Source organism: Shewanella sp. 1CM18E, assembly GCF_023161665.1.
In the GTDB taxonomy this organism is placed as follows: Bacteria; Pseudomonadota; Gammaproteobacteria; order Enterobacterales; family Shewanellaceae; genus Shewanella.
Genome location: NZ_JALNTW010000001.1, coordinates 28,529 through 41,755, shown reverse-complemented (window position 1 = coordinate 41,755; position 13,227 = coordinate 28,529). Strand labels below are relative to the sequence as shown.

The window sequence follows — 13,227 nt, the reverse complement described above, 5'->3', positions numbered from 1 at the left end:
GGACGCTCCTTAGTATGCACCGCGGGCAAAAATCACCGCTGGAATAGTTTTTAGCAGTAGCCATAGATCGGCAACTAACGATTGCTTGTAGATATACTCAATATCAAGTTCTACTTGTTGCTCAAATGGAATGGTTGAGCGGCCAGATACTTGCCAAATACAGGTAATACCTGGTTTTACCGCGAGCCTATTACGGTGATGTAGTTTGTACTGTTCGACCTCTGAGATAAGTGCCGGGCGTGGTCCAACAAGCGACATATCTCCTTTCAGTACATTCCAAAGTTGTGGTAATTCATCGATTGATGTTTTGCGTATACAGCGACCAATAAATGTAATCCTCGGATCGGCTTTCATCTTAAAAGTTACGCCGCCATTCATTTCGTTACTTTCAGCTAGTGCTGCAAGTCGCTTATCGGCATTTTGGTACATAGAACGAAACTTCCACATGGTAAATGGACGGTTGTAAAGACCAGAGCGAGGTTGGCTGTAAAGCACTGGGCCGCGAGAACTCACTTTTATCGCTATTGCGGTTAGAGCAAAAATGGGGGCGAGTAACAATAGTAATATTGCAGAGCCAGCGAGGTCTAAACAGCGCTTTGCTGCTTTACTGCAGCGCATAGCTAAATCAAATTGTGCTCGGCGTACATTGGCTCGTTTACAATCAAAACTAGGCAGTTCTGCTTGGCGTCTGTATGCCTTGCCAAGTTGTGCTTGCAATTGGGTAGTTAGTTGCGCATCGGTTAAGGAAGCTCCTGGCTGCGTTTTGGCTTTTTGCGGCGTACTTTGTTGTGTTATACGCTTTTTAAGTTGACGGTTTTCACGCCATACACGGTACAAAAATACTGGATTGCCAACGATGTAGCGTTTCCACATTCTTTTAGGCTCTTGCAGTAATCTAAAAGTCCACTCCAATCCCATTTGTCTTAGCCACAACGGCGCGCGTTTAATCCGGTTTGAATAAAAATCAAATAGCCCGCCAACACCTATACCGATCGTGCAGTTAAGTTGCGATTTGTTTTGCGCAAGCCAAAGCTCTTGAGTTGGTGCACCCATTGCGACTAATAGTATGTCGGCATTGGCACTGTTTATTGCCTGTATGACTTGTTGATTATCTTGGCTGTTTGCTGCGGTGTTGAAATAACCGTGATGAGTACCCGCAATCTTAAGGTTTGGATAGCGTGCTTGCATATTTTGCGCAGCAGTTTGTGCCACATCTGCTGCGCCACCGAGCATATAAATTGATAGCTCTTGCTGTGCTGCAAGCTGGCAAAGCCTAGGAAACAGATCTGTACCATTTAAATTTGCTCGTAAGGCTTCGCCTTTACTTAAGCAGGCGACTCTCAACCCGATACCGTCGGCAAATATGCGCTGGCTTTGTTGTAGACATTGACGATAGTGTTCATTTTGCGTGCTGATATTTAGGCAGTCAGCATTAACAAAAGCGTATTGTTGCATGCCTGCAAATTCATTACTCGGAGTATGAGCATTTGATACTTTGGAACTAGGCAACTCAACATCTAGGGACGTGGTGTCTGCCGTGCCTTTTTGGCACTGCAGCAGGACCTCATTCAGCAGTTGCTGCATGGTCCAATTGTTAAGCGAGATCCCAAATAGTGAAATGGATTTACTCATTTTCGGCGTATTAGTAAAAAATAGCGCCATAGTGGTACGCAGTACAAGGCTTCTAATAATTGCCATAAGATAACGAGCCAAGCTGCTGTTCGCTTTAGCTAAGGCGTTAACGCCGTCTTCAAAATTTAAGCCCGTAAGTGCATTTAGCTGCTCCATAGACATCAAACCAGGTTTGATATTTGGGTTAGCTTTATGTTCGTCTGTAATAGGGGCTGTATTGATATCGGCTAAGACAAATTCTGCCTGAGCGCCAATAATAGCAATATCACCTTTGCTTAAATTGAGCAGTATTGGCAGCTTTTTGTACCAGCCGTTGTAGCTAAATTGCAGTAGTTCGATGATCTGCTCTGAATTACCTTTGATATAAACACTTTCAAATGCTGAGTTTGAGGTAAATAGACTTCTTAAATAGCCATAGACCATCAAGGGGCTCACGATAACGAGCGAAATAATCCCACTGACACAGTCAAAGCAACGAATGCTAAATGGTGTTCTAATCTTGCTAGCTGGGTCATTTGGCATAATCTTTCCTTCCATTTATTCAGCGAACGATTGCGGTTTTATTATTTCTGCCTAGTTATAACGGTACTTGTATATCAGTACTCATATGTAGAAATGCACATAGCTTGCCAACTATAAAATTTATTTAAATACAACAGCTTATCTTGGTTTGCTTATTCTTGGACCGGATGTTTTGCTAAATGAAGAAGCTATTTGCAACTTGCAAGGCAGGCTGCAAATAGCGTTTATAGGAGTTGGGGGTGAGTGAGTATGTAAAACTGAAAGGGGCTATTAACTATAAGCTAATAGCTAATAGTTAATAGCATTAATCTGTTTATTAAAGGGCTAGCCCTTAAACATTGGAATTATGTTTTAACAAATTTTCGCTCACACCATCTTTACTTATCCGTGCACTTTGAATTCGTCCCAGCACTGACTGCGCTGCCGATTCAATTTGGTTATAAATAGATAAAGGAAGTAACCTTAGCGAATAAGCTGCCGCCATAGTCGCTAGCGTTCGTCCAGTTTCTGCTTGAAGAATACTTGGACAAGTTTTTAGGGCTTGATGGAAGTGTTTTACTGCTTGTTGACCATTTTTATTACGAATAGCCTGCCTAGCAATATAACGTAATTGAAAAGCGCGCGCTTTTTTCTCGTATTGCTCAAGTAATCGGGGGGCATATCCACGGGCTTTATCGATCATTTTTTCCCACGACTGGTATTGCTTAACTAGATCTGCTGATAAGCCCTGCTCATTGAGGCGGTAGAAAGTTAAAGGTGCCGGGATCCCTTCTATTTGCCAATGAGTGGTTGTGATGATCCTTAACCAACACTCAATATCTTCAGATTGTCGGAACGTTTCGTCAAAGTAGCATAGGTGTCCTGTCGCACCGCGATACTGAATATCGCTTAAGGTCTCTTTACGTAATATTGGTGCTGAGCCGTTGCCGACAGGGTTTCTGCACAACAAGTGTTTAGCATCAATGCTATTAAGCTGCGGCATTTGATAGAACTGAGTTTTGTCGCCGTTATAATCCATAAAAAGAGAGCGTGAAAAACTGATCCCGACCTCTGGAGCACCATCTAGGTGGGCCACATGCTGCTGAAGCTTTTCAGCATGCCACATATCGTCAGAGTCAATAAAAGCGACATATCGACCTTTAGCGTGACGAATGCCGGTATTTCTGGCTGCAGAGAGTCCCTGATTTTGTGCATGATTGATAATCTGGATCCTAGGATCATCAAATTGTTGGCATAGGGCTAAGCTATTATCAGGCGAGCAATCGTTGACTAACAGTAATTCAAAATGAGTGAAGCTTTGAGCCAATACTGACGCGATAGCCTGACTGACAAATGCTTCAACATTATAAATTGGCATAACAACAGAAACGGTAACGGGCTGATTAGGGCGCTGGTAGTTGATCATAATAGCCTCCTGATAACGTTTAGTGCTTGGCTTGTGGTTAACTAGCACTTAGCGTTGGGTAAAGTAGTAAAGGTTGACTGTAAATAAACTGTTAGCGCGGGCATTAAAGCTAAATGAACCAGCAGAACACTCAAAGCAACGGCTTGTAATCCGAACTGACTTGCAAACGAAATAGCCATGATTAACACCAAGGTAAATGCACTGTTGCAGGCAAGGTTAAATTGGCTTTTGCCTATACTAATTAAATATTGGCTTGCTGCTTCGCCCAGTGGGCGAACTAGACCGCTTAAGCACAGTAAAATAAAGATTGGTAGCGCACCGGCATCGAGCCACTTTTGTCCATACACAAAAGGAACATAAATAGGTGCAAGCAAAGCCTGAAAACCGATAATTGGCAGAGTAAGTAACATGATGAACTTTAACGATTGAACATACTTATGTTGAGTATCACTCCTCTTGTTAGCGGACACTTGAGGATTTGGTGCATGTGTTGGTTTTTGTTTATTGGAACTTTGGCATAAGTAGGAATACAGCGCTGTGCCATAGCTTTGTACCAAACCTAAGCTGATCCCAAGGCTTGCATTAAAAGCGAAGAAGTAAACACCTAGCACTTCAATTCCAAGAAAATAACCCACTAAGATGTAGTCAATATTCTGCCTAAGTACGATGGCGAGATCACTAAGACCTACCTGAAAACCAAAACTCAATATTGCTCTAGCACGCAGTGAAATAAGCTGAGTGAATAAGTTAACTGATGGTAGCAATCGTTTGTACCAAACTGCAGTTGAAAGGGGCTGGCTGGTGGCATTTTCGGATGTTGTTGATACTGGTTCTAACTCTGCTCGCTCCAAAGGCACTGAGTTTAATGGCTTACCGCTCGATAAAGCCTTAGCGTTTGATAAAGTCTCGGGTAGGGGATTGCGATATCTATGAACCCCAATCCAAATAAATATCACAATTATCTTTGGCAAAATAATTGCCCAGATCCCTAACCCGAGTAAAGCGAATGCAGCGGTGAGTGCGCCATCAAATAATGTTTGCCAAAGTACTGCGCGGCCAACAATACGCATTTTATTAGCACGTAAGTTGATTGCAGCGTAAAGCATACCTAGTGGTAGTAATAAATAGCTTGTTGCCATAAGTATCATAGGAAGTATTAGCTGCATGTCATCAAAATAGATGGCAAGCGGCCAGCTGAGTAAGCTCATGGCAACGAAGGCGACAATTGCTGCCAACCAATTAACTTGGTTAGCAGCATGTAAAGAGTGTTTCAGTTGTTCATCATCCATTTTTATTAAGGCTGCAGATGAGATCCTGCGTGTAGGTGTACAGATGATTTCAAAACAAGTGAGAATAATGGCGACTTGACCGAAGATTTCCGGAGTTAGCAAACGGGCAATAATAATACTTGATACTAAACGAACGATACGACCAAGTACTTGTGCTGAACCTAGCCAAAAAAGACTTTTGCCTAAGACGCTGCTGAAGGATGTCGTAAGGGCATGCTGGTATTGCATTAAGCTTTGCATATATCCTCCGCAATTAGTTTCTATTGAGATGGTGACTCTAGTGGCACTGCATTTTTGCTTAAGCTTTAATGAGTGAGTAGGTTTGTGCACTAGATTTGTTTATTAGGTTTAATACAGAGTTCATGCCAAGTTTTTAGATAAACGCAATTTTAAATAACACTATGAAAATAAGCGCTTTATTGTTTGTGTAAGACACCGCTGTATTACTGTTGGCTTGCTAATTTAGGTTAATTGCAAATTGGTATTGCAAAATGCGAGTCAGATAGCTATGCACATAAAGTGAGTATTGATTGATGCAATATCGGATTAAGTTTCAAACAAGGCTTGCTTAACGCTGTTTTCAGCTAGGTAAGAAGTAAAAGGTAAAAGGTAAAAGGTAAAAGGTAAGAAGCCTTGCAGCCTAAACCATGCCGCTCAAACTACTTATCTGGCCGGCATATCATGGGGAAGTATTATCTTAGAGCACTTTGGTTTATTTGGGCTGGTGATTTGCGGATTTAGCCGCGCTTTATGGGCGATACCAATAACGATTAATCCAGGCCAAAACAGATAGGCTAAGATCTCTAAATTTTCGCCAAAGGTGTATAAAAATAATTGTAATAAAATGGCGACTGCAGTGGCCGATAACTTAGAGCCAAAGACGTTGCTGATAAGTGAAAGTAGGCTAACAAGCATTGGTAGAGCAAGCGCTATTGCGCCAAAAATACCTTTTACAAATAGTAAACCATACCAAGTATGATGCGAGCCAATCGGCATGTACTCAACAAGGTGAGGGCCGCGTTCCACAATACCGTGGCCCCAATATACAGCTTCATTGCTCCAGCGCTCAATGGCGATATTGGCGAGTTCCTGCCTTACTCGTGTAGAGCCCGCTCTGGCACTTTTAAATGCGTCGATACTCAGTTGAATTTTCTCTACTACTTCAATACCAAATATACCAAACAACAATAGGACTGGGCTGGCGATAAAGTATAACCAAGGGCTACGATGCAAGCGGATAAACATAAACCAAGACGCTAATAACAGATAACAGACCAACGCCAACCTAGATTGAGAGATCAGTACCATAGATAAGCTGCCTAAAATACCGTAAAACTTATAGTGTTTAGACTGCTCTTGGATTGAAAAGATAAAAAATAGATTTGCTACCATACCAAGTGCGGGGGCCCAGGGGGTAAATAAACGCCAGCGCGGCAAACCGCTTGCGGGATCGATCTCATACAAGCTGACACTAAAAAACTCTGGCCCCGGCCCGCCAATAATGCTTAGCGGTGAGGTATAAAGTGTACTGGGAGCCCCTATAGCCCAAGCGAGAATAAATATCGGTAATAAAAACAGTGTGTGTTTGCATACAATGCAGCAAGCGCGGTAAATGAGTTGTGGACGAATATTTAGCGATCCGAGTAGCGGAAAAATAGCCAATAACGCCCAGCCTTTTGCCCAACCTATGCTAGATTTTATCAGCTTAGCCACACCAAGCTCGTGAGTTAAGTGGCCAATAACCAGCGCCAGTAACATTACTGCCATGGCGATTATCCAAGTCGTTTGCGCTTTGCTTATGGGATACATTACTTTATCGACTGCGCGGCGCTTAACCATTCTTAGTAATAATATCCATGCAATGACGGGCGCAATAATGTACATGGCGCCTAATAGCCAAAACAGGTAAGTGCCGGTTATGGCACGCCAGACGATTACTTCGTCAGAATTTTCTGGAGTATAGGTTTGCGGATCCATAGCATCCCCATTCCTGCAATAATTGAAATTGAAGCGGCAAACCCGCCCACTAGCGCCAACAGGACTAATAAGTTGTCAGGTTTCTCAGGCAAACTCGGTGCAGCCATAAGTTGTAGTAGCGGGTAAGCTGCATAAATGTCGGATTTACCTATGTCCATTTTGGCTAAAGCCGAGGTAAATACTGCTGTTGCAACTTGGTGTTCACGCTGCAGATCTTCAAGTTTAGCAGCATCATCATTACTATCAGTAAAACGATGGTTCCAGTCATGGATCTGTTGAGTAAGTGTGTCTATTTGGTGCCTTAACCCTTCCGCTTCGGTATTTAGCGTCAGTAATTGTTGCATGAGTTGGGCTCTGCCATCCAAGTCATCGGCAGACAACATTAGCATGAGACGTTTGTCGGTATAGCCTAATAGCGTTTTACAGCGCTTGCTTAATGCACTTAAAATCGATGTTTGTTCATCGCGATAGGTCACCACTTTAGGGTGACGCTTACCAAAGCGACTTCGATACTCAGCCAAAGAGGCGGTCACACGGGTGTAGCTTATAAGTAACTGTTGAAACAGTTGATCGTTTTTCAGGGTTAATAGCCCAGCGGCCTGTTTGGGCGTAAGTGAAAGGTGGATTTCGAGCATTTTCTGGCTTGCTTTAACGCCTTGTAACTCAGACACTAAGTTAACTTTATTGTGTCTTAACCTTTCCATAGTTAATGCAAGTTCTTTAAATTGATCTAACGACACTAAACCATGTTCAGATTGGAATTCTAAGAGCTTCTCTTGAGTATGGCTGACTTTATTTGCAAAGCTTGCCATACCAACACGAATAGCATCTTCTCGCTGCTCGATTTCATCGCTTCTAAGCTCAGATAAGATGGCTTGCAAACTGTGATAATGCGCCCAGGCTTTTTGTTGAGCGGCCTTTGCTGATTGGGCTTTAATGCTAAATTGCATAATACCAGTTTGATTAGGCAGCTTGAGTTTAGGGCTACCAAATTCTCCAGCGGTTAATTGCAGCGTTTTGGCCGCACTTGCTAGTAGTGATTTACTGCTCGCGATAGTTTTATAGTTAATTCTAGGATCAATTGCGCTACTGGTGTAAGGCGATGTTGTAGAGCTATTAGCTTGACCAACACTGTCTAAGGTTACGTGAGCACCAGCACCAGAACCAGGTAAAATAAGTGTCCACTGGCTCACATAACGACTTGGGCTTGCAAAGATAAACAACAGCACTAATAACCAAATAAGCAGTATTAGTAATAGTGTTGCACGTAAATACGCTTGCTGCCTTTGCTTTACAGTTCGTTGACTACCATTAATAAAGTAGCGCTGAAGCCAAAGAAGTGGTCTGTAGGCGTGATTTGATTTCATGTTCGCCCCCTATTACTTAAAGCAATTCCAATAATGTTGCGGGAACTAATACTTCGGTAATTGAGCGAGCAATTTCTCGAATATTGGTGACGCGAGAGTCGTAACAAGCGATACCATCACCGGGCATTAAAATCGGATTCATCCCAGTTTCCCACGAATGCCTGATAAGCTCATCCATTGACCGTTCAATGACATCAACTTGTGCCGTTAGGGGGTTTTTGGTGATTAATAAAAGGTGTCTACTGGCGTTGGTTGATTGCGCACCACCAACGCAGTTAGCTGCTATAGCACCATTAAGTAAACGAGTACCATAAGGAAAACGCGTTGCATCTGTATCGACTGCTGATTGTGAGTTACTACTCGCGGGCTGAGTTAAGTTTGATAAAAAGACTCTAATACCTGGCGCGGTTATTTGTGATGGGCGTGCTAATGCATCATCGAAGTAATCGTGTTGCGGAACGTGGATATGATCGCCAGACATTAATGTCATGCTAGGTACTGGAAAACCGTGGATCACACCAGATAGATCAAGAGTAAAACTGTGCTGCTCACGAATAACGACAATCTCTGAAATATTGGCATCGGGGCGCACGCCTCCAGAAGCTCTTAGTGCGGCAGCAATACTTCTTTTAGATGCTTGGTCACCACTGTGATCGCCATCGTCATCAATAATTTCAATATCAGATTTTTTATTAATTTGATGTTGCCCTGGCTCAAATACACCGCCTGAAACGGTTATTTGCACCGGTGCCCATTTGAGTGGCGTAATACTGAGTTTTACGCTGTTTGCAAGCATAAATTGCTCATCTACAAGGTGCTGCTTAATCTTAGTTGATAAAGCTTGAACATCTAAGCCTTTAGCATGAATAGGCGCGAGATAGGGTAGGTAGATATAACCATCATTATTTACCTCAACCGTGCCGCTAAACTCTTCCCCATTGAGCACGCGCACTTTCAATCTGTCCCCCACAGAAAGGCGAATATTTTGCGGCAGATGCAGAGATTGTTGAGCTTGGCCTGTATACATCAGATAAGTGTTACCTGTCATATTGGTTAGCACTTGTGTTTGCGCCTGTCTTTTATCTGTTTTGCTGCGTAAATAGGGCGTGTCACGGTCGTAGAAGTGGCATTGTGTCATGTCGTTATTTTCTGCATCACACACAGCTTTTTGCTCTGGAGCGTGCGGCGTGACACACGCTGATAGCATGATTAACGGCAGCACAGCGATTGTCGTTTTAACAGCTGTGGCTAACTGTTTATGGTTTAGCTTTGCTAGGATGCTGTGATTGGGGTTCATAGCCTTATCCTCTCGTTTACTAATGCGACGACATAAGTGACGATCTATACAAGTCAGAGTGCACTGATTAAAGTAGCTCTTCTTCAGTTTCGTTACAGATGTACTCAATTGCAGCTGTTTCATCTTCATAAATTGCGAAAATTTGATGCAGGCGAGTTAGCTCAATTAACGATCTCACACCTGCTGTTGGTGATAGCAGCACAATATCGCCATCGAGCTGCTCAATACGCTTTAATGCCGAAATAAGCACTGAAAGACCGCTTGAGTCGATATATTCAACTTGGTGCAGGTCAATGACTAATTGAGTCATGCCCGCGTTGATTTTTTGTAGAATAGCCGCTCGGAGAGTCGGAGTCTGTGTCATAACGACCTCTAGCGGTAGCGTGACTTTACATGCGTTATGTTGTGGTAATTGAGAGAAGGTCATATTGCTATCCTTAAAAACGCCAAAGGCATTTTGCTTGATGAACTGAAATTTTCAGTTCTGATAGTTAGTATTTAGCAATTACGAGGCCAACTTTTAAATTATTGTTTTATATTGTTTAATTATGTTTTGGTATGTGTTTTTTTGATGTGATGTAATGGCATTTTGAATATGCGATGCAAAATGAATGAGTGCAAAACGTGTTTGAGCTTCGATGACGCTTTCTTGCTGAAGCGATTCAAAGCGAGGGGATATAGTAGTCGCAGTATTAAGAGTCTGAGTTCATCTTTTGTGGGAGCAAGTCGCGCTGAGTGCCTTTATAAACGCTGACTTTATCAGTTTTAGCTTTGACTCATTTACTCATTTGCTCTTTCAATTTCAAACTGGCATCAATTTGTATCCAAGAAACATAACTTAATAATTCATCTCTGCAGCAATTATATCGCTAGGGTTAATTGTAAGTGTGTGCCTGCAACGGTTTGCTGACTGCGCACGCTATCCATCCAGTTGTTGATTATCCATAGGCCGCGGCCTGATGATGCATCAGTCGCTGGGCATGATGTGGGTTGTAAAACCGTTTTGTGGGGCGAGTTATCAAGTAAATCTACAATCACTTTATGGCTGTCACAGTGGAGAATAACTATCATGCGTTTTAGGGACGGCGTTGCATGTTCAAACACATTGGCGATAGCTTCTAATGTGCAGGTAATGATCTTAAATCGTGTGCTATCTGCAACTTGGTTTTGCAGCATAAATTGATCGATCTCTTTGCTAATTGAGTGACTCTGCATCACGTTCCTATCTAGGTTAAGTTGTAAGCTATTCATGTTTGCTTATCCTTTTATCACTTGTTTTATTAGAAAATATGCGTGTATCACTACTATCTTCACACTGCGATCTTCTCACTATTGCTGCTGCCGAGTATTAGCTGGTTGTGAGCAACTTGAGATCAGCATCAGAGAAATGTCATCTTGGGCTTGTTTCTCTTGCCACAAATCTGCGCTATAGCTTAAAAAATGCAATAGTTGCTCGGCAGGTAACTTTCTAGCTTCATTAATATTTTTTAGTAATTTTTGCTGGCCAAAGCACCCATATTTGCTATTGCGGCATTCGTAAATTCCGTCAGAGTAGAGTAATAGCTGGCTCTGTTTCGGTAAGTTAACGCTATAGCTTTGATACTGATACTGAGGATCTAATCCAATGGGTAACTGGTTATTTGTGCTATTTTCGCTAACCTCTTTGTTGCTAGCTGCACCGTAGTTAAACTCATTATTTACCAAGTCATTATCATCAAGAAAGTGAGCTGCTTGCTGTGTTACAACGATAGGTGCTGGATGGCCAGCATTAACTAACTCAACAGTATTGAGTTTGGTATTGATTATGCCGATGAGCAAAGTTGCAAAGCGGCCTGCTTGCTGTGGATCATCAAATTGTTGGTTTATCTGGTTAACTAAGCCGCAAATATCGCCTGTTTGCCAAGCATTTTGGTTTGGGGATAAATAATGGGCTAGGGTAAAGCTCAGCATTGATGCAGCGGTGCCATGCCCACTGACATCAAGTAGGTAAAATCCAATACGATGCTCATCTATTTCAAAGCACTGAAATAGGTCACCGGCTAACTCTTGTGCAGGTTTAAAGGTGGTGTTGACTCGCCAGCCTTGATTAAGCTGGTTGTTTTGTGGAAGCAATGCCTGCTGCAACTGAGCTGCACTGTGTAGATCTTGTTTTAGCGCTTTAAGGTATTCTTGTTCTTTAGCAAGTAACAAGTTCAACGTTTGATTATGAATAGTTAATTGCTGCTGCATTTGTATTATTCTAAGTCCAGCCAAGACCCTTACTTTTAACACTCCTGCGTGAAAAGGCTTAGAGACAAAGTCATCGGCTCCTGAGTTTAGCCCTTCGATAATGCTGTCATTTTCATTCTTACCTGTGAGTAAAATAGTATAGGGCGGGTTGTTGTTTGATTTAATGGCTTTGCACAGCTCGATTCCGCTCATATTTGGCATCATCCAGTCGGTAATTAACATATCAACTTGATGAGACTCTAGGTAATTAAGGGCATCTTTAGCATTGCAAAAACTGCTCACCTTATGATTCAAGGATCTTAATAAATTTGCGAGTAGTAGGCGCTCGCTGTCGCAGTCCTCTACTACTACGATAGTCTGCTGTTGAGTGCATTGTTGCCTCAGGTTTTGAGTTAATGACATATGCTGGCTCACTTTTTAAGATTGAAGCAGTTAAGTTAATCAGTTCATTCAGCGCTAGTTATGGATCTTGACGAATGGCTGAATCTTAATACACGATGTCTCGGTACTGTGCGTTTCAATACAGTGCGTCTCAATAAGGGGCTTTCAATTCGAGATACCTTAATACGGAAAATAGCAAAGTGTGTGCCATACAGAGGTGTTGTCGTTTGTCATCTGTTTTTATTAGCTTTTTATTGATTACGTCATACCACATGTGTTTGGCAAACTTTGATTTATGCGACAAGATGCAATTTGATTCGCAAAATGAGAATGAGGTATAAATTTTGTTGAATAGTGATCACAGCGGCGTGTAGGCGATAGCGGTTGGACTTAGCCGTTGGACTTTTCAGCTTGCTATGACTCGCTCTGCATACCAATTAGCTATTAGGCATTGTTGTTGATAGGTGGGTAACTGGTGGTTTAGTGAGTTATTTAGAGGAATTACGGCAACTAACAGATTTGAAAGCTAAACTTATTAAATTGATTCGAAGAAACCCGCAAACATACTTGGGGGACGTTCAATCGAGTAAGCAGAATCAACACTGCTTATTGGGCTGCTATCAAAAATTATATACATAATCGGGTAGGTAGTTTATTGATAACAGAACATAGACAGTCGAGGAGTAGTTAAACATGATAGATGAAACCATTTTAAATGAGTTAACTAGCATGCTGGGCGAAGAATCAATACAAAGGATGTTGATTGTTTATACAACCGAAGTAGAAGAGCGTTTGCAGGTTTTAGCGCAGGTGTTGCAAGCTTTTGAGTCCGGTAACGCTGTTGATTTTGCTGAAGTGGAAATTCAAGCTCATACCCTGAAGAGTAGCTCTGCAAGTTTTGGTGCTATTGAGTTTTCATCTCAAGCTGAAATACTTGAACATGCAGCTAAAGCACATGATCTTAGCAAAGTGGTAGATCAGCTCGGTGTTGTTAACGACGTTGGCACTAAAACACTTAGCTTTTATTCTCAACGTCTTGCACCCCAAGGCTGAATACGGTTTACTGCTACTATTAGCTAACGCAAGTTCAATGTTGTGTACCCTAAACTCATAATACAACTCGTTGAA

General features: G+C 42.2%; 10 protein-coding genes. 1 reads left to right on the top strand and 9 read right to left on the bottom strand.

Annotated elements, in window-relative coordinates; all coding sequences use genetic code 11:
- Positions 1-9: 9 nt before the first annotated feature.
- The 9 genes from MSG37_RS00175 to MSG37_RS00135 all read right to left on the bottom strand — a co-directional run bounded on the left by MSG37_RS00175 (position 10) and on the right by MSG37_RS00135 (position 12,120).
- Positions 10-2,154, bottom strand: a complete 2,145-nt coding sequence (locus MSG37_RS00175) for a WecB/TagA/CpsF family glycosyltransferase (RefSeq protein WP_248468572.1) — start codon at positions 2,152-2,154, stop codon at positions 10-12.
- Positions 2,155-2,485: 331 nt separating this feature from the next.
- The gene (locus MSG37_RS00170; RefSeq protein ID WP_248468571.1) at positions 2,486-3,559 is read right to left on the bottom strand and encodes a glycosyltransferase family 2 protein; all 1,074 of its coding nucleotides are present in this window, start codon (positions 3,557-3,559) and stop codon (positions 2,486-2,488) included.
- 41 nt (positions 3,560-3,600) lie between these two features.
- Positions 3,601-5,088 (bottom strand): oligosaccharide flippase family protein, encoded by a 1,488-nt coding sequence (locus MSG37_RS00165; RefSeq protein ID WP_248468570.1) that lies wholly within the window; start codon positions 5,086-5,088, stop codon positions 3,601-3,603.
- A 423-nt stretch (positions 5,089-5,511) separates the two neighbouring features.
- Positions 5,512-6,825: an O-antigen ligase domain-containing protein gene (locus tag MSG37_RS00160; RefSeq protein WP_248468569.1), complete on the bottom strand. Its 1,314-nt coding sequence runs from the start codon at positions 6,823-6,825 to the stop codon at positions 5,512-5,514.
- Positions 6,783-8,192, bottom strand: coding sequence for an exopolysaccharide biosynthesis protein (locus tag MSG37_RS00155; RefSeq protein WP_248468568.1), 1,410 nt, complete (start codon positions 8,190-8,192; stop codon positions 6,783-6,785). Before MSG37_RS00155 ends, MSG37_RS00160 begins: the two co-directional genes overlap by 43 nt.
- Positions 8,193-8,208: 16 nt before the next feature.
- Positions 8,209-9,489 carry a polysaccharide biosynthesis/export family protein gene (locus MSG37_RS00150; protein ID WP_248468567.1) on the bottom strand — a complete coding sequence of 427 codons (1,281 nt, stop codon included), beginning with the start codon at positions 9,487-9,489 and terminating at the stop codon, positions 8,209-8,211.
- Between the two features lie 67 nt (positions 9,490-9,556).
- On the bottom strand, positions 9,557-9,916 hold the full coding sequence (locus tag MSG37_RS00145; RefSeq protein WP_248468566.1) for an STAS domain-containing protein: 360 nt from the start codon (positions 9,914-9,916) through the stop codon (positions 9,557-9,559).
- Positions 9,917-10,350: 434 nt separating this feature from the next.
- Complete coding sequence (locus tag MSG37_RS00140) at positions 10,351-10,740, bottom strand: ATP-binding protein (protein ID WP_248468565.1); 390 nt, start codon at positions 10,738-10,740, stop codon at positions 10,351-10,353.
- A gap of 78 nt (positions 10,741-10,818) precedes the next feature.
- Entirely contained in the window at positions 10,819-12,120 is a 1,302-nt protein-coding gene (locus MSG37_RS00135; protein WP_248468564.1) for a SpoIIE family protein phosphatase, read from the bottom strand.
- A 672-nt stretch (positions 12,121-12,792) separates the two neighbouring features.
- Here MSG37_RS00135 and MSG37_RS00130 point away from each other — a divergent pair.
- The gene (locus tag MSG37_RS00130) at positions 12,793-13,152 is read left to right on the top strand and encodes an Hpt domain-containing protein (RefSeq protein WP_248468563.1); all 360 of its coding nucleotides are present in this window, start codon (positions 12,793-12,795) and stop codon (positions 13,150-13,152) included.
- Positions 13,153-13,227 lie beyond the last annotated feature (75 nt).